This window comes from Pseudomonas quebecensis, from assembly GCF_026410085.1.
GTDB classification, from domain to species: domain Bacteria; phylum Pseudomonadota; class Gammaproteobacteria; order Pseudomonadales; family Pseudomonadaceae; genus Aquipseudomonas; species Aquipseudomonas quebecensis.
Map to the genome: position 1 here is coordinate 2,582,711 of NZ_CP112866.1, position 23,854 is coordinate 2,606,564.

The window sequence follows — 23,854 nt, forward strand, 5'->3', positions numbered from 1 at the left end:
CCTTTACCCGATCACAACCCCCTCCCCCAACATCCCGCTAACCCCCACCAACGTCACCGAGTCCCCACCAAAGCTGATCACCGTATCGGCACCTACCACCTTGGCGTGATCACGGTAATCCCCACTGCTCGCCACGTTCTGGAACACCAGCTTGTCCGTGGCCTGATAACCGATAATCCGATCCTGGCCAAACTGCCCGCTGAACAAAAAGGTGTTATGCCCGCTGCTGTCGCGGATCGTGTCATTGCCCTTGCCGCCTTCGATAAAGTCCGCGCCTTTGCCACCCTGGATCAGGTCATCGCCATGGCTGCCGATGATGAAGGTATCGCCCTTATGCGGTTCGGCGTTGCGGTTCAGGTCCTGCACCCATGTGGTCGCCCGTGCCGGGTCGGACAGGTTGGCGACGATAATCGTCGAGTCCCGATTCATCTGCGCATAGAACCCGGACTCAAGAATGCGCCCCATGCCATCGCCGTAGCCGGTGGGTAAGTGGGAGACCCAGGTCGGCAGATTGGCGATTGAAAACGGCAGCACATTCCATAAGGTCGAGGCGTAGTGGTCGTTGAAGCTGACGATGTTATCGGTGGTCGACTCGTGGGGCTTATCGTGCACGCCGAGTGTCGACAGGGTGGCGGACGAGCCGTCCAGAGCGCGGAACACCGGGTCGTTTTCGTAGCCGACATTGAGTACTTTATCGCCGGCGCTCTGGGTGGGTGAGGCGTAGGCCAGGTAGTTGGCATCCTTGTAGAACCCGGACCACTTCGCATCGCTCAAATCGGCCATGCTGTTGACTGCCAGGCCACCGAGGCTATGGCCGCTGACCACCACGTCCTTGCCGCTCAGGCCGTGGGCCGCCGCGTACTCGGCGACGTTCTTGAGCAGGCCACCGAATGCCTCTCCCGCGTAGTTCTTCGCGTAGTCCCTGGGGCCCAGCGCCGCGAGCAGGTCGTGGACCAAGTCGCCGATAGAGTCGGTGACCAGCTTCTCCCTTGGGCCGGACGTGCCGCGAAAGCCGATGCCGATTTCCTGCAACTGCCCCGCGCCATCGTACTTACCCAGGACCTCGACCTGCGCCGTGGTGTAGCCGGCCTTTTCGCCGAAGAACGTTCCCCGCGCGTCGACTTTGCCGGCATACCCAAGGGTGCTGGCGCTGATGGGCGTCCAGCCGGCTTTCTGTACCGCTTCGAGCGCGGCCTTCTCTGAATCCGGGTTCCAGGGAATGCCTGGAATCACGCCCTGGGAATCGGTACTGCCGAGCACTGCGCCGACCAGCGTTGCCGGCAAGCCGACGCCCAGGCCGTTGTGCTGGTAGCCGACGGCAAAGCCGTTATCCAGGTTGTGGTAGGTGTACAACGTGATCGCCATGGCATCGGCAAACAACGCTTTGGAGCCCTCGGCTCCAAGGTTCTTATAATCAAACACACCCATGATATTGCCTCTCTTGTTGTTAAATTTATCGAGAACGTCCATCACCCTCTAAACGCTTGCCCCGGTAGTGAGCGGGCTTGCCACAGCAAACCCGCTCTCGGCTCAGAACGCCCAGTCGAGGCTCAAGCCCACGCCATGCACTTTGTCCTTGCTCGCCAGCAGACCGTTGTAGTCAAAATTCACCCGCGCCTCCTTGCTCAACGCCAGGCTCACGCGAGCGCCCACCAACGCCGCATCACGCGCCATCGGCGCACTTTCCACGGCGAACGACGGGCCGCCCGAGGCAAAGGCCAGGTGCTGTTCGGCATCCACGCTGCTCAGGTTGTGCTGCCAGCCCAAGGTGCCGGATACCTCAAGTGTCTGGTGGTCATTGACGTTGAAGGTTTTCAGGGCGCGCATGCCCAGGGTGCTGAGCACCACGTCACGGCGGTCGTCGCGGGTTTTCAGCGCGGCGGCGTCGCCTTTTTCGGTGACGCCATCGGTGTCCAGGTGCACATAGGCCAGGTTGGCGAAGGGCTCCAGCGCCAGGGGTTGCAGGTTGACGCGGTAAGCCGCTTCGCCGAACACCTGGGTGCTGCGCGCATCGACTTTGGCTTTCTGCTTGCCGGCCACTTCACCGTATTGCAGGTCGCGTTTCACATCGGCGCGATGCCAGCTGTAGGTGGCCCCGCCGCTCAGGCGCCAGGCACCTATTTCATGCCCGGCGTACGCACCGAAGTGGTAGCTGTCGACCGCAGCCCGCGAGTGGGTGCCGCTGCCCATATTGAGCGAGGTGTCGCTGTAGCCGGCGACCAAACCCACGCGAGTGTCGTCATCCAGCGCGCCGTCGACGCCGGCGAGCATGCCGCCGATGGAGGTGGTGTAGCCCGCGGTGTCGCTGCGGCTGTCGGTCTTGCCCCACGCCCCCAATGCCTTGACCCACACATTGCCCCGGCTGTCGACAGTCTGGCTGGCGGTGCCCATCTCACCGTTCTGCAGGCGCTCGCCCACGGCTTCGCGCAGGTAGCGGCTGTCATTGAGCAATGCCGTCTGCAACGCCGGGTAGATTTCACCGGACAACTGTTGGAACGCGTCCTGCGCCGAAGCGGCATTCGGCGCGGTCAGCAGGCTTTCATACACCGCATTGCCCGCTCCCAGTCGCTCGGCGGCGGAAGCCACGGCGCGCTGGTTATCGGTGGCGGCGGCACTGGCGAAGCTGTTGGCGTTGCGCACCACGTCCAGTTGCACGCCCGAGGCCGCATAGTCCAGGGTGCCGCCGATAAACAGGTAGTCGGGCAGTACCGCAGCAAAACTGCCATTGATACCGCCGGCGGCCTGCAGGATGTTGTATTGGCGACCGATCAGGCTTTGCGCCTGCGCCGCGCTGAGCAAGGTCGGGCTGTTTTCCAGGGCCAGGGTCACAGTGCCGCCGTTGAGGGTGGCGGTACCGCCGGCCACGATGCGGTCGCTGCTGGTAGGTGACAGTTCCACCGCATAGGTCGAGCCGGGCTCAAAGGTCACGTCCCCGGCCACATTCAGCGTACCGATGGAATTGCCAGGCGCCACCGTGCCGCCGCGAGTCGCCAGCAGCGAACCGACGCGACCGGAGCCGCCGAGCACACCGCTCTGGCCAACGGTCACAGCCGATGTCACTGAACCGTTGATCGCCAGCAGCCCCTGATTCACCAGGGTCGGGCCGCTGTACGTGTTGGTGCCGGTCAGCACCAGGGCACCGATACCCTGCTTGGTCAGGCCACCATGCCCGGCAATGTCGTTGCTCCACACATCCAGCCCGCAGTGCACGTCGGTGCATACGCGCTGGGTCGGTTTGCCGGGGTCCACCACCGCGCCGATCCCCGGCAGGTCCGCAACAAATTGACCGCTGCCATACGCCCCGTCGATACGGAATTCGGCAGGAATATCCTCGGCGGTAACGAACATCCCCGGCCCGTTCACCGCCTTGCCCAGGTTGATCATGCCCCAGCCATACAGCGAGTCGATGCCCGGCGCGCCCAGATCAGTGGCGGTGGTTTTCAACAGCGTGGAGATCTGGTCGCCGCTCATGTACGGGAAGCGTTCCATCAACACCGCCGCGCTGCCGGCCACGTGGGGCGCGGCCATGGAGGTGCCGTTGAAATTGGCGTAGTCGGTGGTGAGGTTCTCCAAGCTGGTGCCATTGATCACCGAACTGTAGATTTTGGTACCCGGTGCCGACACGCAGAAACTCGCCGCATAACCGCAGCGCGACGAAAACGTGCTGATCACATACGGGTTGGCGCTGCTGGTATCCGGGTTCTGCTGCAGCGCGGCCACGGACAACCAGTTGGGCGCGATGTCCGGCACAAAGTACGCCAGCCCCGAGATCGCGTCCGGATTGTTGCGGTTGTAATCGTTGCCGGCAGCGAAGATGGTCAGCACCCCGCTGCGCGCGGCATTGATCGCACCGTCATAGGCACCGCCGCCCAGGGTGCCGAGGATCGGCCGGATGGTGTCGAACTGCGCCCGCGCTTCGTTGACGGTGAAGTTGGGGAACGCCGGATCGCGACCGCCCTTGGCGTATTGGTCGCCGATGCCGATACCCCAACTGTTGTTGATAATGCGCGCGCCGCTGGCCACCAGGGCGTCCCAGCCGGCCTTGTAGACCGCGCCGTCGTTGCCCAGGATGATCCCGTCCTCCGGCCCCGGGTCGCCGTTTTCGGCACTGATGATCTGCGCATTGAACGCCACGCCGTGCATCGGCCCGCCGTCACGGTTGCCGGCGGCAATTCCGCCGACGTGGGTGCCGTGGTTGCCCAGTTTGCCGTTGGAGCCCAGGGATGGGGTGCCGTCATAGCGAAACGCATCGCCGGCTTTAACCGGGATATAAGGGTCGGTGTATTGGCGAATGCCCTCGGTGACAATCGTCACGACTTTGCCGGGGCTGGCGAACTCCGGGTGCTGGGCGTACACCGGCTGGTCGAAGATGCCCAGTTTGACGCCTTTGCCCGTGTAACCGGCGGCATAGGCGGTGTCGGCATGTACCGCGCCCAAGCCCCAGTCGGCCTTGAACTCGTTGCTGCGCCAACTGGCGGCGTCGCCCAGCTTGCCGGTCTCCACGTAGGGCGCGGCCTGGGCCGTTCCCAGGCTGGCCAGTACGGCGGTGATGACCCCTGATTTGCGTATGTTCACGGTGACCTTCCTTAGTTTTTTTATTTCACGTGTGTAAATCGCTTCAGAACTGCCAGTTCAAACTCAGGCCCACGCCCTGGGTGTTCTCACGCCCGGCCAACTGGCCGTGGTAATCCAGGTTGACCCGCGTCGATGCACTCAGCGCGAGGCTGGCCTGCACGGCCACCAGCGCGGCATCGCGTAACAGCGGCGAACTGCGCACGGCGAACGAAGGTCCGCCCGCATCAAACGCCAGGTGCTCTTCGGATTCGACGGCGGTAAGGCTGTGTTGCCAGCCCAGCGAACCGGAGAGTTCCAGCTGCTGATGGTCATTGAGCGCAACGGTTTTCAACACGCGCGCGCCCAGGGTGCCGAGCACGGCGTCACGTTGGTCGCTGCCGCGTTGCAGGGCGGCGGCATCGCCTTTTTCGTGCACGCCATCGCTGTCCAGGTGCACATAGGCCAGATTGGCGAACGGTTCCAGCGCCAGCGGTTGCAACTCAATGCGATACGCCGCTTCGGTGAACAGCTGGGCCGTGCGCGCTTGCAGCTTGGCCTTCTGCCTGCCGCTGACGTCGCCGTATTGCAGGTCACGCTTCACATCGCCGCGATGCCAGCTGTAGGCGCCGCCGCCCGTTACTCGCCAGTTGCCCCACTCTCGCCCGATATAGGCGCCGAAGTGGTAGCTGTCGATGGCGGCCGATGAATGCGTGCCGCTGCCCAGGCTCAGGGAACTGTCGCTGTAGCCGGCGACCAGGCCGACACGGGTCTGCTCGTCCAGCGCGCCGTCCACACCGGCCAGCAACCCGCCAAGGGAGGTAGTCGCGCCCGCCGTTTCGCTGCGCGCGTCGCTTTTGCCCCAGGCGCCCAGCGCCTTGAACCACAAGTTGCGCTCGCCGTTGGTCGGTACATGGCGCAGGCGTTCGCCCACGGCATCGCGCAACTGCAGCGTGTCGTTGATCAGCATCGCGCCGATTGCCGGGTAGACCTCGCCCGACAGCTGCTGCAGCCCCTGTTGCGCAGCCGTCAGGGACTCGGCACGCACAAGGCTTTCGTACACCGCGTTACCCGCGCCCAATTGCTCGGCGGCGCTGGCCGCACTGCGCTGGTTGCGCGTTGCGCCGACGCTGGCAAACGTGGCGTCGTTACGCACCACCGCCAGTTGCACACCGCCGGTGGCGTAATCGAGGCTGCCGCCCAAAAACAGATAATTGGGCAGCACCTGGCCGAACTGGCCTTCGACACCGCCGGCGGCCTGCAGGATGGTGTACTGGCGACCGATCAAGCTCTGCGCCTGCGCACCGCTGAGCAGCGTCGGGCTGTTCTCCAGCGCCAGCGTCACCGTGCCGCCGTCGAGCCGTGCCTTGCCGCCGGCCACGATGCGGTCGCTGCCGCCGGGCGTCAGCTCCACGGCATAGGTGGAGCCGGCACCCAGCGTGACGTCGCCGGCCACCTGCAGGGTGCCTACGGAATTACCCGGCGCTACACGGCCACCGCGATTGACCGTCAGCGCGCCAATACGCCCCGAGCCGCCGAGAGTGCCGCTGTCGTTCACGCTGACGGCCGAGGCCAGTGCGCCGTTTACCGCCAGCAGGCCACCGTTGACGGTGGTCGCGCCGCGATAGGTGCTGTCGCCGCTGAGCACCAGGCTGCCGGCGCCGGATTTGATCAGGCTGCCCTGATAGATACGCGTCGCGGCGGCCTGATCACGGGCGTTGCCGACCGCGTAGTCGGTCTGGTCCTGCTGGCTGGCGCCGGCACTCACGCCGTTCTGCCAGCCTTTATCGATCAGTGTCTGCTGCCAGGCGGCGTGTTCGGCGCGGTCTTCGGCCTGGCGCTGGATCAGCGCCTGGTCGCTGATACCTTTACTCCACACATCGGCCTGCCCGGCCGCCAGGTTGACGTCCATCACCCCGAGCAATTGCCCCGGTCCGTGCATCGCCCGGCCGAGATCCGGCACGCCCCAACCGACCGTGGTGTTGGGCGCCTGGGTGATCGAACCGTCGAGCTGGGTGGCGGTGGTCAACAGCACCTGCAACGCCTGTTCATTGGTCATATAGGGGTAGCGTTGCATCACCAGCGCCAGGGCGCCGGTGGCATGGGGCGCCGACATCGATGTGCCGGATTTGACCCCGTAGCCACCGTCGGGAATGGTGCTGTTGATCAGCGCGCCCGGCGTGGAAATACACCAGTACTTGGCGATTCCGCACTTGTTGTATTTCTGGTTATTGGCTTTATCCAGCCCCGAGACGGCCAACCAGTGCCCTTCCAGCTCCGGCTGAAAATACGGCAGCGCCGAGCGCACGCTGGCGTTCGCGTAACCGCTGTTGCCGGCGCTGAACACATTGATCACGCCGGCCTTGGCGACGTCCGCGGCTGCATCCAGCCAAGTGCTGCGGTTGTAGTGCTGGGCGTAGGCGGCGTGCAGGTCGCCGAGGGTCTGGTAGCTGACATCCTTGGGTTGGCTGCCCCAGCTGTTATTGATCGCGCGCACGCCGGAATCCACCAAGGCGCTGTACACCGCCTTGAAGTACTTGGGGTCGGGCGTCGGGCCGAACAGGAAGCTGTCATTGGCGTTGGTGTTGCCCACATAGACCTGGGCGTTGTACGCCACGCCGTGCATGCCCACGCCATCGCGCGCCGCGCCCAAGGTGCCGGTGACATGGGTGCCGTGGGAATCGTTGTTGGGATTCAGCGCGCCGGTGGTGCTGAACGGGCTGCCATCGACGTAATTGCCCGTGGCGGTGACCGGATGGAATCGCGCTTTGTCGGCTTCCGGGTGGCTGGCATCGAAGCCCGAGTCCAGCGCGCCGATCCGCACCCCAGTGCCATCGATGCCGGCGGCGTAGGCTTCGTTGGCGCGCATGCGGTCCAGGCCCCAGTCGCTCAGGTACTCGGCCGAGCGCCAACTGGCCGGGTTGCCGGGCTGGCCGGCCTCCAGGTACTGCGCCTGGGCAGTCATGGACAGCAGTAGCAGCGAACCGGCGGTGAAGGGTTTGAAACGCAAGGAATCGGTGCTCATCAAACGGTGTCCTTATTGTTATGGGCGTGGGTTCACAGGGCCGAAGGCCTCGTCGACTTTGGCCAGGTCGGTGTCACGCAAGTTGCCCGCGTAGTAGTGCAATTTGGTCCAGGCCATCAGGTAGTCGTAGCGCGCCTGGGCCAGGTCGCGGCGCGTGCTGTAGAGCTGCTGCTCGGCGTTCAGCGCGTCGAGGTTGACCCGTTCGCCACCGAGGATGCTTTGCTTGGTCGACACCACCAGGGCCTCGGCCGACGCCAAGGCCTTCTGGTAGGCGCGCAGCTTGCTCACGCCCGACAGGCACGCGCTGAACTGACGACGCAGTTCGATCAGGGTTTCGCGGGTCTTGCCTTCCAGCTCGTATTCAGCCTGTTCCATTGCGCGACTGGCCTGGCGCGTCGACGCCGAAACGGCGCCACCGGCATACAACGGCACGCTGACCTCCACACCGATGGTGTTGGTGTCGTAGCGTTGGTTGTAGGTGTTGCCGCTGTCGGACTCCTGCTGGCGCGAACTGGCATAGGCCGTGATCTTGGGCAGGTGCCCGGCGCGGTTGCGTTCCACCTCGTAACGCGCCACTTCCAGCGCCTGGCGCTGGGACGCCAGCAACGGGTTATTGCTGATCGCCAGTTCATGCCAGGTGTCGTAATTGGCCGGCGTCAGGGTGAAGGCCGCGAACCCTTGGTTCAGCGGCGCCAGATCGTGAATGTTGACGCTCTGTACACCGATCAGCGCGCCCAGCTCGCGCAGTGAGGCGTCCTGCTCGTCCAGTGCCTGGATCTCCTCGGCTGTGGCCAGCTCATAGCGCGATTCGGCTTCCAGGATGTCGGTACGGGTGCCTTCGCCTTGCTGGAACAGGTGCTGGTTCTGCTGGAACTGCTGTTCGAAGGCCTTCTTCTTGGCTCGCGCGATGTCGATCTGGTCCTGAGCGAACAGCGCCTGGGTGTAGTAGGTCAGCACTCGCACCAGCAAAGCCTGGCTTTTGTCGCGGAAATTTTCATCGGCGAACAGCGCTTGGGCCACGCCCTTGCGGTAGTTGGCGTAGGCCTCGTAGTCGAACAGCGGCTGTTGCAGGCTGAAGGTCGAGCCGTAGCTGTTGTAGTTGCGGTCGTCGTGATAATTGCCGCCGCGCCCGTCGGGCAACGTGGCCTGGGAGTTGTTGCGCCCCTTGTTGTAGTTATAAGACAGGCGCGGCAGCAGCCCGGCGCGGCCGATGGTGCGGTTCTCCAGGCCGGCGTCACGCTCCTTGATTGCACCCAGGAAGACCGGGTCGTTGCGCAGAGCCTGCTCGTAGACATCGAATGGACCCATGGCCGCCTGGGCGTTGGCGCAGGTCAAGAGCAGAGCGATCAACACCGTTCGCATGCTCATTCCTCGGTCAACGCCGAGCCCGCACGATCGAGCAATGGCTTGAACAGGTAGTTGAGCAGCGAGCGCTCGCCGGTGCGCACGAACATCTCGGCGGGCATGCCGGGCTTGATCACCAGGCCGTTGAGTTTTTCCAGGGCCGCATCGCTTACGCTGGTGCGCAGCACGTAATAGGGGGCGCCGGTTTTTTCATCGAGCATCTGGTCGGCCGAGATCAGGCTGACCTCCCCCGGCACCCGCGGGGTGCGGCTCTGGTTGAAAGCGGTGAACAGGATGTCCACCGGCAAGTGCGCGCCGACTTTGTCCACCAGGTGCACGGGCAAGTGCCCTTCCACCTCCAGGCGCGTGCCCTGGGGCACGATTTCCAGCAGCGTTTCGCCGGCACGCACCACGGCGCCTTCGGTGTGTACGCCAAGATTCACCGCGATGCCATCGGCCGGCGCGATGATTTCACTGTGTTGCAGGTCAAAACCGGCGGACGTCAGTTGCTGCTCCAGGGTGAGGCTGCGCAATTGCGCGTCGGCCAGCTGGCTGCGCACTTCCTTCTGATATTCCTCGCGGTGCTGTTGCAGCTTGAGGCGCGACTCAACAATGCCCTGCTCCACCCGGCCGCTTTCGCCGCTGTTCTGCGCCAGGTCCTGTTGCACCTGGGACAACTGTCGTTGGTACTCCATCAAGCGGTTACGCGGGATGTAGCCGTTATCGGCCAGGGGTTGCAGGTTGCTCAATTGATCGCGCAGGGACTGTGCCTGGGCGGTCAGGTCGCTGCGCGCGCGGCGCATGCCGCCCAGTTGCGCCACGGCTCCGTCGATATTGGCGCGAATGCCGGCCTGCTCGCGGGCAAACGCTTCGCGGCGGCTGCTGAACAGTTGACGCTGACCTTCCAGCACCAGCGCCAGGGCCGGGTCGGGGTTGGCGCTCAGCTCGGGCGGGAATGTTATACCAGGCAGGTTATCGCGCTCGCTCTGCCAGCGCGCCACACTGGCCCAGGCCATTCGGTACTGGGCCTGCAACGACTGCACGTCAGCCTGGCTCTGGGTCTGGTCAAGGCGAAACAGCGGCTGGCCTTGTTTGACGGTCTCGCCCTCGCGCACCAGGATCCGGCTGACCACACCGGGGCTGAGGGTTTGCACGGCCTTGCGTTTACCGGATACCACCACCGTTCCCTGCACCGGAATGCCCTGGTCCAGTGGCGCCAGGCTGGCCCACAGGAAAAAACCACCGGCGCCGACAACCGTCAGCAACCAGCCCATGCGCACAAAGAAACGTGCGTCGCGTTGTTCTAGAGTGATGCCGCTCATGCGCCTGGATTCCTTCCGGCCTGGTATTGACGACTGAAACTGACGCCGGGTTTTTCCTTCGGCGCTTCCTGTTGCCCGGACAACGCGCGCAGCACGTCCTGGCTCGGGCCGAACGCCTGCAGGCGCCCTTCGTTGAGCACCAGCAACTTGTCGGCCTGGGCCAACGCCGACGAGCGATGGGTGACCAGCACCACGCTGCTGCCCTGTGCCTTCATTTGCATGATGGCGCTGGCCAGCGCCGCTTCGCCGACGGTGTCGAGGTTGGAATTGGGTTCGTCCAGCACGATCAGCCGGGGTCCGCCGTACAAGGCACGCGCCAGGGCCACGCGCTGTTTTTGCCCGCCGGACAGGCCTCCGCCGTTGTCGCCCAGCACGGTGTCGTAGCCCTGGGGCAAGCGCAGGATCAGCTCGTGCACACCGGCCTGTTGTGCGGCACGCACCACCTGCTCGGGGTCGGCCTCGCGAAAGCGCGCGATGTTGTCGGCGATGCTGCCGCTGAACAACTCGATATCCTGGGGCAAGTAGCCGATATACGGGCCAAGGTCGTCACGGTCCCAGCGATGGATATCCGCACCGTCCAGGCGCACCGTACCGGCCAGGGTCGGCCACACGCCCACCAGCACGCGGGCCAGGGTCGATTTGCCGGAACCCGACGCACCGAGCACGCCCAGCACCTCCCCGGCACCGAGGGTGAAACTGACGTGATGCAGGATCGGATTGCGTTTGCCCGGCGGGCCGGCGCTGACCTGCTCGAAACTCACCTGCCCCTTGGGCGCCGGCAAGGCCATCTGCTCGACCTCAGGCGGAAATTCGCGCAGCAACTCGTCCAGGCGCTGATACGCCAGCTTGGCCGAACTCCATTGCTTCCATACCGCAATCAACTGGTCGATGGGGCTGAGCACCCGGCCCATCAGAATGGAACCGGCGATCATCATGCCGGCGGTCATGTCGCCTCGAATCACCAACAGCGCGCCCAGGCCCAGCACCAGCGATTGCAGGCACAGGCGCAGGGATTTGCTCAGGGAAGTGATCACCGAACCGGTATCGCTGGCACTGTTCTGCAGGCCCAGGAATTGCGCGTGCACGGCGAACCAACGGTGACGCAGCGCGCCCAGCATGCCCATGGCCTGGATAGTTTCGGCGTTGTGCAAATGGCTGGTAGCCAGTTGGGTCGATTGCTGAGAGAAGCCGCTGGCCTCGCCCAAGGGTTTTTTGGTCAAGTATTCGTTCAGGCAGGCCAGGCCGATCAACAGCAGCGCACCGGCGCTGGCCAGCACCCCCAGCCACACGTTGAACAGGAAAATCACGAACAGGTAAATGGGAAACCATGGCGCATCGAAAAACGCGAACAGCGCGGGTCCGGTGATGAATTGGCGGATATGGGTCAAATCCGCCAGGGATTGCCCGGCATGTCCCTGGCCGCGTTGCAGGTTGCGTTCGAACGCTGCTTTATATACGCGCAAGTTGAACCGTCGCTCTAATTGGCTGCCGATACGGATCACGATAAAACTGCGGATCACTTCCAGGGTGCCGATAAACGCGAAGAAGCCGACGACCATCAGCGTCAACATCACCAGAGTGGTTTCATTCTGGGAGGACAGTACGCGGTCATACACTTGCAGCATATAAATCGACGGCACCAGCATCAGCAGGTTAATCAACGCGGTAAAACAGCCGATGCTGATCAGGATGCTCTTATATTCACCCAGCGCTTTGAATAACGGCGCCACGGCATGGGGCTTTGCCATATCTTCTGATCTTCCTTGAATCAAACTGCATGCACGAGTTGACCCGCTCCCTGCGCAGGCGTACGGCCAACTAATAAGTTCCGGTTATAGCGTTATAACTGCAACTAAGGTTTACGTTGCAATATCACCACTGAGCCGTTTGGCGTTTTACCTTCGTAACGGTCTTTTGCCTGGCGGTTCAAATGGGTAATTCCGGTGCCTTCGGCATTCATCAGCCAGATGCCGTCCGGTGTCGGCGACCAACTCAGGGGCTTGTCCCCCAGCCACTGCGTCACACAGGCCACATCGCCGCCAAGGGCGCCGGCCTGTTCCAACAGGTCCAAGGCGCATATCCGGTCCTGCTGGCGCAATTGCCAATGGCCGGCCAACTGGGCATGCGTGGGTAAAACAAGACTGCTCGCCATTGCGTGGGCTCCTGCCGACACGAACATCACCTGCACAGCGCAGGCGATCAAAGTAACAAAACGCTGCATCGTTACGCTTCCTCCGGAGGCGCGGCGCCGAAACGCCGCGCTCGTGCATCACGCCACGATGTCGCTGGCCGCTGCCTGGCCGACGGTGGTGACGAGGAAATCCGCCACGCCGTGCCCGGAGAAGTCGACCGCCAGGGTACCCAGGTTGGTGCCCGCCGCGTAGCTCAGCACCGCGTCGCCGGCATGCCCGGTGAACGCATTGACAAAGGTCAGGCCCGCGCCTTTGGTGATGCCGCTGAGGTCGATCTTGTCCGAGCCGGAGGCGAAGTCAAAGATCTTGTCCGCAGCGCCAGGCCTGGAATCGGAACTGGCACCGAACACAAAGGTGTCGCTGCCTGCGCCGCCCCACAGCTGGTCCGCGCCGCCACCACCGTAGATCAGGTCGTTGCCGGCCCCACCTTTGATGAGATTGGCCGCGTTGTTGCCGATGATCAGGTCGTTGCCCGAGCCACCGAACGCATTCTCGACAGTCACGCCCTTGGCGATGGACACGTTGCCCACCAGGCCGCCAACGTCGGAGAACGAGGTCTCATTGAGGTTGATCTTCTGGTTTTGGGTAAAACCGGAGAAGTCCAGGGTGTCGTTACCGCCACCGTCCCATACCGAGAACACCAGTTTGTCGGCGTTGGAACTGGCGCTGAGGAAATCACGCCCGGTGTTGGAGTTGAAGCCGTAGGTGGTATCGCCGGCACGGGTGCTGTAGTTGGCGCCATAGAGCTTCTGGATCGCGGCAATGTCGTCGATCAGCGGGCCGGAGGCATAGGCTTCTACCCCGCCTTTGCTGAAGTTCTGGTTGGTGTTGCTTTCGCTCCAGTAACTCATGACGCTGTAGCCGCGCGTGTCCTGTCCGTAGGACGCGTCGTTGTAGCTCGGGTTGCCGTTCCCGGCGTTGTAGTCGCCAGGGTGGGCCAGGCCCAGGGTGTGGCCGATTTCGTGGGTCAGGGTCTGCCGGCCATAGTTGTTCAGGTCCGGGGTTTTGTTCGGCGTGTAGCTGCTGTTGGTCAAGTACCACGAGGTGCCGTCGTAGCCTGCGCCGGTGCCGGGCAGGTAGGCGAAGGCCGCCGCGCCGTCTTGGCCACCGCTGTAGTTGCCGAAGGTCATGTGGGCGTCACCACCGCTGGCTTTCTCGGTGAAATTGACGTTGGCCACGTCTGCCCACGATTGCATGGCCAGTACGGCCTGTGCTTTCTGCTGGGTGTTGAACTGGCTGAACCCCGAGATGCCATGTTTGTTCATGGTGCTGGAGGAGGCCGAGGTGAGGAAGGTGTAGGTCAGATCGATCTTGCCGTTACCATCGAAGTCGCGGTACGCGGCACCGTCGCGCAGCAGCTGGTTGGCTGCCTGGTCAACGGAGTAGGACGGTTTGCCGTTGACCGTGAGGTTGCCGCCACGGTCATACAGATGGCTGAAGCTATCGATTTGCGAGTAAGCGGTGCTGGCTTGCGCCGCTGACACGATAGCCTTGTCTTTTACTTTTGACATAAACGTACTTCCTTGTTTGCAAGTGCATCAGTCTTTGATCGATAGGAACCCCGCTGGCGAGATCGTCCTATCACTCGCCTCTTTTGAAGGCGTAAGAAAACTGACACAACTTGAAATCTTCCGTCTACATCTATTTGCCGGGTGAATAAGTGCCTGTCAAACAATCGGCGCAAGTCGAAGGCCGTGTTTGCTGGCCGCATTGGATTTTGTCGGACAAAAAGCAGCACAGCGTTATTTAAATATTAAATAGTGTTAACTCCACCCAAGTAGCGTCATGCACTCAGAGGGCGAGGGAATATATTGTCATGGTGTCATTGGCGACATTAAACAGCCACTACTTAGATAAATAATTTCATATGTCCCCCTTTACCGGGACAGGGATCTAACTGGTTTAACCAGCAGGCCTGCTCACCACAACAAGCCCGCTCGCCACAGCACGTCCTTAACGTCCCGTACGAACCGTATTCCAGACCCGTGTGCGCACGCGGTCGATGTTCAGGGGCATCGCTTCAAGCGCAAACAGCTTGCCCATCATTTCCGCGCTCGGATAAACCTTGGTGTCGGCCTTGATCGCCGGGTCGACCAGGCTGTCAGCCGCCTGGTTGCCGTTGGCGTAGTGAACGTAGTTGGTGATGCTGGCCATCACGTCAGGGCGCAACAGGTAGTTCATGAACGCGTAGCCGGCTTTTTCGTTGGGGGCGTCGGCGGGCATGGCGACCATGTCGAACCAGATCGCGGCGCCTTCCTTGGGGATGTTGTAGCCGATGTTCACGCCGTTCCTGGCTTCCTTGGCGCGGCTTTCGGCCTGCAGGATGTCGCCGGAGAAGCCGACGGCCACGCAGATATCGCCATTGGCCAGGTCGGCGGTGTACTTCGAGGAATGGAAGTAAGCCACATACGGTCGCACTTTCATCAACAGGGCCTCTGCCTGTTTGTAGTCCTCGGGCTTTTTGCTGTGGTGCGGCAAGCCCAGGTAATTCAACGCCGCCGGCAGCAGTTCCGGGCCGTTGTCGAGGATCGCCACCCCGCACTTCTGCAGCTTGGCCATATTTTCGGGCTTGAAGATCAGGTCCCAGGAATCCACGGGAGCGCCCTCTCCGAGCACGGCCTTGACCTTATCGATGTTGTAACCGATACCGGTACTGCCCCATAGGTAGGGAAACCCGTGGGCATTGCCCGGATCGTTGTTTTCCAGGGCCTTGAGCAGCACCGGGTTGAGGTTTTTCCAGTTGGGCAACTGGCTCTTGTCGAGTTTTTTCAGCGCCCCACCCTGGATCTGCCGGGCCATGAAGTGGTTGGACGGGAACACCACGTCATAGCCGGATTTACCGGTCATCAGCTTACCGTCCAGGGTTTCGTTGCTGTCGTAGACGTCGTAGGTAAAACCGATGCCGGTCTCTTTCTGGAAGTCTTTGGTGGTGTTCGGTGCGATGTAGTCCGACCAGTTGTAGATTTTCACCGTTTCGGCGGCGTGGCTGGCGCAGGCCACCCACAGCAATGGCAACAGGGCGATGGCTTTCATGGTTCGATTTCCTGGCGGTTTTAGGGCTGTTGTTATGGCAGGCGATCAAGGATCAAAGCGTTACAGCATCAAGACGTAGGTCTTGCGCACCGTCTCCTGGATATCCCAGATACCGGTGCTGTTGGCCGGCAACATCAGTGCATCGCCGGCTTGGATGTGCAAGGTTTCACCGTCGTCGGGGGTGAAGGTGCAGCGCCCCTGGATGAAGTGGCAAAACTCCTGTGCGGTGATCTGGCGCCGCCAGCGGCCCGGGGTGCATTGCCAGATGCCCGTCTCGACGCCGTCGTTACGCTCGACGCTCAAGGTGGACGCCACCGCGATCGGCTCGCCCAGGGGCGCAGCGACCGGGGACGAGTCCGGCAAGTGCGCATTCAGCGTGTCTTTGAACTGAGTGATGCTCATGGGAGCTCCCGTATGTGTGAACGACTTAGTGCATGAAACCTTCCATGAACCCCGCCAACCCCGTGGCGAGCTTGCGACGCCAGGGTGCGGTATTGGGGTTAGCCAATACTTGGTCTTCATGGACAAAACTACGAATGATCGCGTTGTAACCCAGCCAACGGCACGGCTCGGGCTCCCAGGCCTTGAGCGCGTCCAAGCCCCCCTCGCGGATCACCCAGGGTTGGTGGATCAGCGGGGTATCACGATCCAGGATCAGGTCGGCCAAGGTGCGCCCGCCCAGGTTGGTCGCACCGACGCCCTCCCCGCCGTAACCGCCGGACACCGCGATGCCGGCGCGCCGATCGCACAGCATGTGCGGTCGGAACTGGCGCGACATCCCCAGGTTGCCGCCCCAGGAATGGGTGATCCGTACGTCCTTGAGCTGTGGGAAGAGTTCGCCGAACAAGTAGCGACGCAGTTGCACTTCGCTGTCGGTCAAATCGAAGTCATGGCGCAGCCTACCGGCGAACTGGTAACCACCCCGTGCACCGAATACCAGCCGGTTGTCGGCGGAGCGCTGGCCGTAGGTGACTTGGCGGCTGCTTTCGCCGAACGCCTGACCCTCGCTGAGACCGATCTGCTCCCAGGTGCTGGCCGGCAGTGGTTCGGTCGCGACGATCAAACTTTGCACCGGCAGTTGGTAGCGCCCCAGCGGGGGCAAGGTAGTAGCGTAGCCTTCCACCGCCGGCACCACCCACGTCGCCCGTACGCAGGCTTTATCGGTGCGCACGCTGCCGGACTGCCAATGTGTGACTGGGCTGTTTTCATAGAGCGTTACCCCCATGCCTTCAACCACGCGCGCCAGGCCGCGCACCAGTTTGGCGGGTTGGATGGTTGCCACATGGGGGGCGTAGATCGCGCCGTAGGGTTTGGCGATACGCAGTTGCTCGGCCAGTCGTTCCGGGCTCAGCCAACGATAATCGGCTTCGCTAAGGCCCTGGGCGTAGAGTTTGTTCAGATAGCGGCGCAGGCTGATTTCCTGCTCGGGGTAGCGCGCGGCGCAATACAGCGCGCCGCCCTTGCGATAGTCGCAATCGATGCCCTCTCGGGCCAGTACCTGAGCCACTTCGTCCGGAATGCCATGCAGTAAATCAAATGAAGCACGGCGCTGTTCGGCAGACAGCCCGGCGAGCAGGCGGTCTTCGCCCAACAGGTTGCCCATCAACCAGCCGCCGTTGCGGCCCGAAGCACCGAAGCCGGCGGTTTGCGCTTCGATAAGGGCGATGTTCAGTTGCGGCGCCTGACGTTTAAGGTAATAAGCGGTCCACAACCCGGTATAGCCGGCGCCAATGATGGCCACATCCACGTCCAGGTCGTGCTCCAGGCAGGGCCGCGCGATCAGCGGGTCGTCCAACTGATCCATCCACAAGCTGATGTTGCGCCATGCCGCCATGCCAGGTTTCCCTCTACCGCGTTTCGATAGACGGGATCCTAGAGCGCCGTATCAGGGGTTGTCTTGCGCGCGTGCACGCAGAGAAATTTGTTTGACGTAGGCCTTGGGCGACTGCCCCGTGTGCTGGCGAAATGCACTATAGAACGCCGACAACGAATTGAAACCGGCGGCGAATGCCAGTTCGTCGACCTTGATCGGCGCTGCCGCGGTATTCAGTGCGGCCAGCAGGTGCCGGAGCCGGGCCTGGTTGACGTAGCGGTAGAAGCTTTGCCCCAGCACCTGGTTGAGCAGGTAGGAAATCTGATTGCGGCTGTAGCCGCACTCCTTGGCAACGCGCTGCAGGTCCAGTTCCGGGTCCAGGTACGGTTGCCGGCTTTCGAAATACTGCTGCAGATCGTTGGCCATATGCCCCAATTGCTGAGGCGAAAGCCCCAGGCGGCTCACCGTGGGGCGCAGGGTTTGCGCGGGTTGTTCGTGCACCAGTGAGGCGTACTCATTGACGCGCCAGATCAACCCGTCACGCACGGTGATGGCCTCGCTGGTGCGGAACGACACCAACCCATGACCACCGCGCAAAGTAATACGGTATTGGATAAACGCAGTGTCGCCGTCAGCACGAATGCGATCGGTGTGTTCAATCGCCTCATCCGCCGCGCGTGGCATGCTCGCGCGCAGATACTCACGCAGCTCGGCATGCCGGATGACACGGTTCTGAAAGAAATCGTGGTACTGGATGTCCGGATGGTAGTAGGCCATAACCCCGTCCAGGTCGCGATGGCGCCAACATAGGTGGTGGCGCAGCACCAGCTCGCCAGTGGCGTGCGTGAGCTGGCTGGCGGGGTCGGGAGCAATGTCGGGCATGGGCGGCTCTGGCGGATAAAGCCTGGAGATTGACGAAATTCGCCACGCTGTTCAATGCGCGCAATCACTTCGGTCGCGCAATGGCACTATGCCAACTCCCCGACAGGAGATGACCCAGGTCAATCGAATCGAAAACAACCGCCGAACGGGCGGAAAAAAGTCACGTTGCGGTTGCGAACGAATGCTATTTTTAAGCTCTACACGCCTCGACCAGTGACGGTCCCGGCACCCTGCCGCGAGCTAAAGGAAGCGCTCAATGAACCAGGTGGGCAACATGAACAAAGTGACATTCCCCAACGCGTGCCAATTGATGCGCTGGCACTTTCACCCGATGGGTTTTGAAGGCAGCATGGATGCTCCCGGCAGTATGGTCGCCCGCCTGTTCGACCGTGCCAGCGGCGAGACTCTGATTGCCATTGCCGGCATTCCCTGCGCCACCGTGATGAACGCCGCCGATGTGGAGCGCATGATCGAGGCGGTGGAAATCGAACTGGCATCCTTTGTGCCGCCCTTATCGTTGCGGGCTTGACGTTGCTCGACATCGCTGAAGGCCGATCGGTCGGCCATCAGTGACGTTGATCGTCGAAAAACGCCTTCCTGCCATCCACCCGCCCCGACGCCCTGGGCATATTTACCGCCTGGCCCTCGGGCTTTTCCACGTACCAGTAGCAATGACTGACCGCGCGGGTGATCCCTACGTAGGCCAGGCGCAATACTTCCTCCTTCTGCGCGGTGTCATAGGGCTCGCTGTCGCCGTCCTGGCCCAGGCCGGCCATGCGGTACACCTGGTTCTTGTAGGGCGAGCTGGTGACGTGCTGGCAATCGCCCAGCAGGAACACCGCGTCGGCTTGCAAGCCCTTGGCACTGTGATAGGTCAGTTGCTTGAGCCTGCGCGTAGCGGGAGGCAAGCTCGAATCCGCATTAACTGCAGATTGAATATGCTCTTGAATCAATAACTTATCGCTACCTTTTCGATACAGCATTAACACCGAATCGCCTTTCTGGTAATGCTCGACCAACTGCCGCCCCAGCGCGGCGTCGTCACGCTCCATCACCTTGACTGGCACCAATGCCTTTGGCGCACCGCTGGCCTTGGCCTTTTTGCCGGCGATTGCCGGCGCGGCGCGCACGATGTGTTCGGCGGCGTCGATGATGTGTTGATGGCTGCGGTAGTTTTCCCCGAGCATCACCCGCGTGGTTGCCGGTGATGGGAACTCTTTGTCGAAGGCCATGAAGTATTTCGGTGAACTGCCGCGCCAGCCATAAATCGACTGCCAGTCATCGCCCACGCACAGCAGCGAAGAATGCTGCGCGCCGCGCCCCACATGCATGGCCGGGCCACGGCTGCGGATCTCGCGCAGGCTGGCGCGGAGCCACGAGACGATCTGCGGCGAAACATCCTGGAACTCATCGATCATCAGGTGCGACATCGGCCGCAGCAACGGGTCGCTGAGCAGCTTGAGGTTTTCCGGGGTATTTTCGCCGAACAGCGAGAACATGCGGTTATAGGTCATGATCGGCGGCTTCTGGTCGAGCAAATGGTCTTCCAGGGCTTTCCAGAAAATGCTCAGGGCTTCGAAGAACAGGCGATCCGGATCATCCTTGGCGAAACTCATGCGGCCCACGGCGTCGGGAACGTCCAGCCCCAGGTTTTCGATGAAGCCGGCAGCCGTGACAAAACAATCGAGCAGCGGTGCCGATCCCAGCTCTCCTTTGACCTTGTACTCAAACCCAGGGCCGGCGCTGGCGTCGCCGGCCAGGCTACTGAGCAGGCGCTTTGAATCCTGGTAATTATCAAGCCAAATCAGCGGCTTACGGCAGAAAGCTTGAAACAGGGTTCGCTTAACCGCGCATTCGGCGCGCACCGACAGCTTCGCATTCGGCCGGCTGAGCCGCGGGTTTTCGCTTGAATCAAAACCCAATACCACCCACGCATCCAGCTCGGGAATATAGCCGTGGCAATGAAAGTGCGCGCCGTTGATCTGCACCGTGCGGCGATCGGGCTCGACGCCCTTGATCGGCCAGGCGCCGGCGCGAAACCACAAATCCTCGATCAGGTCACACAGCTCTTCGTCGCGCTGGGCCGCCAGCTCCGTCACCGCCACGCGCTTTTGCACGTCAGGGTGATCGCGCTCCAGCTCCTTGAGCTGCAACCCATGGCGCATCAACGGGGCGATCAGCTCGCGAAAACGTGGATGCTGGCCATACAGCCGGTGATAGCAGGCGTTGAGTTGCCGACGCTGGGCCTCGTTGATGCGCAGGTCGAAGGGGTTAGTGTCGGCCTCATCGTCCAAGCCCGTATGCAGGTTCTCGAACGCTTGCAGGCGCTCGAAGCCCGGCAGGCTGCGGACCATCGGCAGGATGCGCGAGTGGAAGGTGCGCACCACCGCCTGGGCCGCTTTGATATCAAGCGGTTGGCCCCACAGACTCATGATTTCCACGAGCTTGTGGATGAAGTCCTTGCGCGATTCACGGGTAAACGTCACCACGGTGATGGAGCTGAGTTCAAAGCCCAGGTAATGGGTGAGCAGCAGAATGCGCAGCACCAGCGACGTGGATTTGCCCGCACCGGCACCGGCGATCACTGAGGTGGAAGGCGTATCGCTGAAGATCATCTTCCACTGTGCCGCGCTGGGCTGGGCATGCGCCGGCAGCAGGCGGGCCACTTCGGCCTTGATGCGTTTTTTCAGGTCAGCGGTCAACGGCAGGCGCCAGTCATCGAAGAGGTTGTCGTCAATGCCCGGAGCGCGGTGAGCATCGGTGCGAAAGTCGCGAATCAACAGGACCTGGCGCCCTTCCTCAAGTCCATCGGCCTTGCCTTCGCGATAACCGTACTCGACGCCCGCTTCATGCCCGCTGCGAAACCCGTCGGCTTGCCCATGCAACCACGAGAACCGGTGCTGGGCGCGCAGACGGGTCAGGCCATGGCCAAACAGACGCGCCGCCAGGCGTTTCAGCCAGGGCATTTGGGCCAGGGGCAGCAGTTCAGGGGGCAGATCAGGCTGTTGTTGCGACACGCGGACTCCTGCGGTGGGCTGGGTTTTGAGCAGTGCACCATGGTCGCCGGAATCGCCGCACAGTTCCAGCCAATTGCTGTGCCGTCAGGCAGTTAGGCGATGAAATGAACGTTGCGTCGCAGCAGTTCAATCGACTAAACCGATAGGAATAAGGCACTTTTTACGCTTTTTATCGATCATCCATATTGGGATCATGGGCCGCATCCACAGGAGACGATCATGCTTGAACTCAGACCTTTCAATGCCCTGGGTGGCGCCCACCACGGCTGGCTCGACGCTCATCACCATTTCTCATTTGCCGAATACCACGACCCCAAGCGCATGCATTGGGGCAACCTGCGGGTGTGGAACGACGACATCATCGCGCCCGGTACCGGATTCCCGCAGCACGCGCACCGCGACATGGAAATCATCACCTACGTGCGCGAGGGTGCCATCAGCCATGCCGACAACCTGGGCAATAAAGGCCGCACCGAGGCCGGCGATGTGCAGGTAATGAGCGCGGGCACCGGGATCGCCCACAGCGAATACAACCTGGAAGCTACCCCGACCAAGATTTTCCAGATCTGGATCATCCCGAATGAAGCCGGGCTGCCGCCTTCCTGGGGCGCCAAGCCGTTTCCCAAAGGGGAGCGTGAGGGTTTCGTGACCTTGGCCAGCGGTAAGGCTGGCGATAACCAAAGCCTGCGCATTCGTGCCGACGCCCGCCTGGTAGCGGCGAACCTGAAAGCCGGAGAAACCGCCGAGTACCGCCTGGAGCACGGGCGCCGTGCCTACCTGGTGCCGGCCACCGGGGTGATTGAGGTCAATGGTGTGCGTGCACACGCCCGTGACGGGGTGGCGATCGAGGATGAACAGGTGCTGCGGGTTACGGCGGTCGAGGACAGCGAAATCGTACTGGTCGATCTGGCTTGAGAACCGAGCCTCCGGTAACCATAGGGGCTTGCCACAGCAAGCCCCCTCCACAAGGGACGCGCACTGTTATTCGGCGATGGCGCCGTCTACCAGCACCTGGGCTTCTTCGACCAGTTGCTTGAGATGGTCTTCACCCACAAAGCTTTCGGCGTAGATCTTGTAGATATCCTCCGTGCCCGATGGCCGTGCGGCAAACCAGCCGTTTTCGGTCATCACCTTCAAACCGCCGATCGCCTGGTTGTTGCCCGGCGCGTGGCTGAGGATTTGCTGGATGCGCTCCCCGGCCAGTTCGGTGGAGGTCACCTGTTCCGGCGACAGCTTACCCAGCAGCGCTTTCTGCGCTGGAGTGGCCCTGGCATCGACACGAATCGCGAACGGTTCGCCCAAGGCGTCGGTCAGGCCACGGTAGATCTGGCTCGGGTCCTGGCCTTTGCGCGAGGTCATTTCCGCCGCGAGCAATGCCGGGATCAAGCCGTCTTTGTCGGTGCTCCAGACCGTGCCGTCCTTGCGCAGGAACGACGCCCCGGCGCTTTCTTCCCCGCCAAAGCCCAGGGAGCCTTCGAACAGGCCGTCGGCAAACCATTTGAAGCCCACCGGCACTTCGTACAGGCGGCGACCGATACGCGCGGCCACGCGGTCGATCAGGCCACTGCTGACCACGGTCTTGCCTACGGCCGCATCGGCGCGCCAGCCGGGTCGGTTCTGGAACAGATAATCGATGGACACGGCCAGGTAGTTATTCGGCGCCAACAGGCCGCCGGACGGGGTGACGATGCCGTGGCGATCGTGGTCCGGGTCGCAGGCGAAGGCCACGTCGAAGCGTTCCTTGAGGCCGATCAAGCCTTGCATGGCGTAGCTGGAGGACGGGTCCATGCGAATCTGGCCGTCCCAGTCGACGCTCATGAAACGGAAGGTGGCGTCGACTTCGGTGTTCACCACCTCCAGATTCAAGCGGTAATGCTCGGCGATCGCCGACCAATAGCGCACCCCTGCTCCGCCCAGCGGATCGACGCCCAGACGCAGATCGGCGCTGCGAATGGCATCCATATCGATCACATTGACCAGGTCGGCCACGTAGCTGTTGAGGTAGTCATGGCGATGGGTGGTGTCAGCCTTGAGCGCCTGGGCGTGGCTGATGCGCTTGACGCCGGCGAGCCCGTTGGCCAACAGCTCGTTGGCCTTGGCCTCGATCCACTTGGTGACGTGGGTGTCCGCCGGGCCACCGTTGGGCGGGTTGTATTTGTAGCCGCCACTCTGCGGCGGGTTGTGGGACGGCGTGATCACGATGCCGTCAGCCAGGCCGCTGGTGCGACCGCGGTTGTAGCAGATGATGGCGTGGGAAATCGCCGGGGTCGGCGTGTATTCATCGCCTTCGGCCAGCATGACGTGCACGCCGTTGGCGGCCAGGACTTCCAGGGCACTCGCGCCGGCGGGAGTGGACAGCGCGTGGGTATCCAGGCCGACGAACAGCGGGCCATTGATACCCTGGGCTTCGCGGTACAGGCAGATGGCCTGGCTGATCGCAAGCACGTGCCACTCGTTGAAGCTCAGTTCAAACGAGTTACCACGGTGCCCGGAGGTGCCGAACGCGACGCGCTGGGTGGAGATTGCTGCATCAGGCTGGCCGGTGTAATAGGCCGTGACCAGTCGCGGGATATCCACCAGCAACTGCGCCGGCGCCGGTTTGCCCGCAAAAGGACTGATTGTCATGCATAAACCTCGGATAGAAGAATTCGGAAAAAATGCCAGTTTACTGAGAG

General features: G+C 62.4%; 16 protein-coding genes. 2 read left to right on the plus strand and 14 right to left on the minus strand.

What is annotated here, in order from left to right; genetic code table 11:
• Window positions 1-3: 3 nt before the first annotated feature.
• The 12 genes from OSC50_RS12070 to OSC50_RS12125 form a co-directional block, all read right to left on the minus strand.
• Window positions 4-1,428, minus strand: a complete 1,425-nt coding sequence (locus OSC50_RS12070) for a polyurethane esterase (protein ID WP_181079478.1) — start codon at window positions 1,426-1,428, stop codon at window positions 4-6.
• A 102-nt stretch (window positions 1,429-1,530) separates the two neighbouring features.
• Window positions 1,531-4,575: an autotransporter serine protease gene (locus tag OSC50_RS12075; protein WP_266249333.1), complete on the minus strand. Its 3,045-nt coding sequence runs from the start codon at window positions 4,573-4,575 to the stop codon at window positions 1,531-1,533.
• Window positions 4,576-4,618: 43 nt separating this feature from the next.
• Window positions 4,619-7,576 (minus strand): autotransporter serine peptidase EprS, encoded by a 2,958-nt coding sequence (gene eprS, locus OSC50_RS12080; RefSeq protein ID WP_266249330.1) that lies wholly within the window; start codon window positions 7,574-7,576, stop codon window positions 4,619-4,621.
• A gap of 18 nt (window positions 7,577-7,594) precedes the next feature.
• Entirely contained in the window at window positions 7,595-8,938 is a 1,344-nt protein-coding gene (locus OSC50_RS12085; RefSeq protein ID WP_181079480.1) for a TolC family outer membrane protein, read from the minus strand.
• A gap of 2 nt (window positions 8,939-8,940) precedes the next feature.
• Window positions 8,941-10,242 carry an HlyD family type I secretion periplasmic adaptor subunit gene (locus tag OSC50_RS12090; RefSeq protein ID WP_181079481.1) on the minus strand — a complete coding sequence of 434 codons (1,302 nt, stop codon included), beginning with the start codon at window positions 10,240-10,242 and terminating at the stop codon, window positions 8,941-8,943.
• Window positions 10,239-11,990 carry a type I secretion system permease/ATPase gene (locus tag OSC50_RS12095; protein WP_181079482.1) on the minus strand — a complete coding sequence of 584 codons (1,752 nt, stop codon included), beginning with the start codon at window positions 11,988-11,990 and terminating at the stop codon, window positions 10,239-10,241. Before OSC50_RS12095 ends, OSC50_RS12090 begins: the two co-directional genes overlap by 4 nt.
• A 104-nt stretch (window positions 11,991-12,094) precedes the next feature.
• Entirely contained in the window at window positions 12,095-12,463 is a 369-nt protein-coding gene (locus OSC50_RS12100) for a protease inhibitor Inh/omp19 family protein (protein WP_266249327.1), read from the minus strand.
• A 48-nt stretch (window positions 12,464-12,511) separates the two neighbouring features.
• Window positions 12,512-13,945, minus strand: coding sequence for a serralysin family metalloprotease (locus tag OSC50_RS12105; RefSeq protein ID WP_181079484.1), 1,434 nt, complete (start codon window positions 13,943-13,945; stop codon window positions 12,512-12,514).
• Window positions 13,946-14,387: 442 nt separating this feature from the next.
• Window positions 14,388-15,467: a polyamine ABC transporter substrate-binding protein gene (locus OSC50_RS12110; protein WP_253507575.1), complete on the minus strand. Its 1,080-nt coding sequence runs from the start codon at window positions 15,465-15,467 to the stop codon at window positions 14,388-14,390.
• Between the two features lie 60 nt (window positions 15,468-15,527).
• Window positions 15,528-15,869 carry a cupin domain-containing protein gene (locus OSC50_RS12115; protein ID WP_253507572.1) on the minus strand — a complete coding sequence of 114 codons (342 nt, stop codon included), beginning with the start codon at window positions 15,867-15,869 and terminating at the stop codon, window positions 15,528-15,530.
• Between the two features lie 25 nt (window positions 15,870-15,894).
• A complete protein-coding gene (locus OSC50_RS12120) occupies window positions 15,895-17,301 on the minus strand; it encodes an NAD(P)/FAD-dependent oxidoreductase (RefSeq protein ID WP_253507569.1) in 1,407 nt (468 codons plus the stop codon).
• A gap of 51 nt (window positions 17,302-17,352) precedes the next feature.
• Entirely contained in the window at window positions 17,353-18,162 is an 810-nt protein-coding gene (locus OSC50_RS12125) for a helix-turn-helix transcriptional regulator (protein WP_266249321.1), read from the minus strand.
• Between the two features lie 256 nt (window positions 18,163-18,418).
• Here OSC50_RS12125 and OSC50_RS12130 point away from each other — a divergent pair, with 256 nt between their 5' ends.
• Window positions 18,419-18,691 carry a DUF1652 domain-containing protein gene (locus tag OSC50_RS12130; RefSeq protein ID WP_181079489.1) on the plus strand — a complete coding sequence of 91 codons (273 nt, stop codon included), beginning with the start codon at window positions 18,419-18,421 and terminating at the stop codon, window positions 18,689-18,691.
• A 37-nt stretch (window positions 18,692-18,728) separates the two neighbouring features.
• Here the strand turns inward: OSC50_RS12130 and OSC50_RS12135 are convergent, their stop codons facing one another.
• Window positions 18,729-21,179, minus strand: coding sequence for a UvrD-helicase domain-containing protein (locus OSC50_RS12135; protein WP_266249319.1), 2,451 nt, complete (start codon window positions 21,177-21,179; stop codon window positions 18,729-18,731).
• A gap of 219 nt (window positions 21,180-21,398) precedes the next feature.
• Here OSC50_RS12135 and OSC50_RS12140 point away from each other — a divergent pair, with 219 nt between their 5' ends.
• On the plus strand, window positions 21,399-22,094 hold the full coding sequence (locus tag OSC50_RS12140) for a pirin family protein (protein WP_266249317.1): 696 nt from the start codon (window positions 21,399-21,401) through the stop codon (window positions 22,092-22,094).
• A gap of 66 nt (window positions 22,095-22,160) precedes the next feature.
• Here OSC50_RS12140 and pgm read toward each other — a convergent pair whose 3' ends face one another.
• Window positions 22,161-23,804, minus strand: coding sequence for a phosphoglucomutase (alpha-D-glucose-1,6-bisphosphate-dependent) (gene pgm / locus OSC50_RS12145; RefSeq protein WP_253507557.1), 1,644 nt, complete (start codon window positions 23,802-23,804; stop codon window positions 22,161-22,163).
• Window positions 23,805-23,854: the final 50 nt, after the last annotated feature.

Coding starts and splice junctions, on each gene's coding strand:
- pgm (WP_253507557.1), bottom strand. CDS start 23,804: ATGACAATCAGTCCTTTTGCGGGCAAACCGGCGCCGGCGCAGTTGCTG.
- OSC50_RS12105 (WP_181079484.1), bottom strand. CDS start 13,945: ATGTCAAAAGTAAAAGACAAGGCTATCGTGTCAGCGGCGCAAGCCAGC.
- OSC50_RS12115 (WP_253507572.1), bottom strand. CDS start 15,869: ATGAGCATCACTCAGTTCAAAGACACGCTGAATGCGCACTTGCCGGAC.
- eprS (WP_266249330.1), bottom strand. CDS start 7,576: ATGAGCACCGATTCCTTGCGTTTCAAACCCTTCACCGCCGGTTCGCTG.
- OSC50_RS12125 (WP_266249321.1), bottom strand. CDS start 18,162: ATGCCCGACATTGCTCCCGACCCCGCCAGCCAGCTCACGCACGCCACT.
- OSC50_RS12090 (WP_181079481.1), bottom strand. CDS start 10,242: ATGAGCGGCATCACTCTAGAACAACGCGACGCACGTTTCTTTGTGCGC.
- OSC50_RS12140 (WP_266249317.1), top strand. CDS start 21,399: ATGCTTGAACTCAGACCTTTCAATGCCCTGGGTGGCGCCCACCACGGC.
- OSC50_RS12120 (WP_253507569.1), bottom strand. CDS start 17,301: ATGGCGGCATGGCGCAACATCAGCTTGTGGATGGATCAGTTGGACGAC.
- OSC50_RS12085 (WP_181079480.1), bottom strand. CDS start 8,938: ATGCGAACGGTGTTGATCGCTCTGCTCTTGACCTGCGCCAACGCCCAG.
- OSC50_RS12130 (WP_181079489.1), top strand. CDS start 18,419: ATGAACCAGGTGGGCAACATGAACAAAGTGACATTCCCCAACGCGTGC.
- OSC50_RS12100 (WP_266249327.1), bottom strand. CDS start 12,463: ATGCAGCGTTTTGTTACTTTGATCGCCTGCGCTGTGCAGGTGATGTTC.
- OSC50_RS12095 (WP_181079482.1), bottom strand. CDS start 11,990: ATGGCAAAGCCCCATGCCGTGGCGCCGTTATTCAAAGCGCTGGGTGAA.
- OSC50_RS12070 (WP_181079478.1), bottom strand. CDS start 1,428: ATGGGTGTGTTTGATTATAAGAACCTTGGAGCCGAGGGCTCCAAAGCG.
- OSC50_RS12110 (WP_253507575.1), bottom strand. CDS start 15,467: ATGAAAGCCATCGCCCTGTTGCCATTGCTGTGGGTGGCCTGCGCCAGC.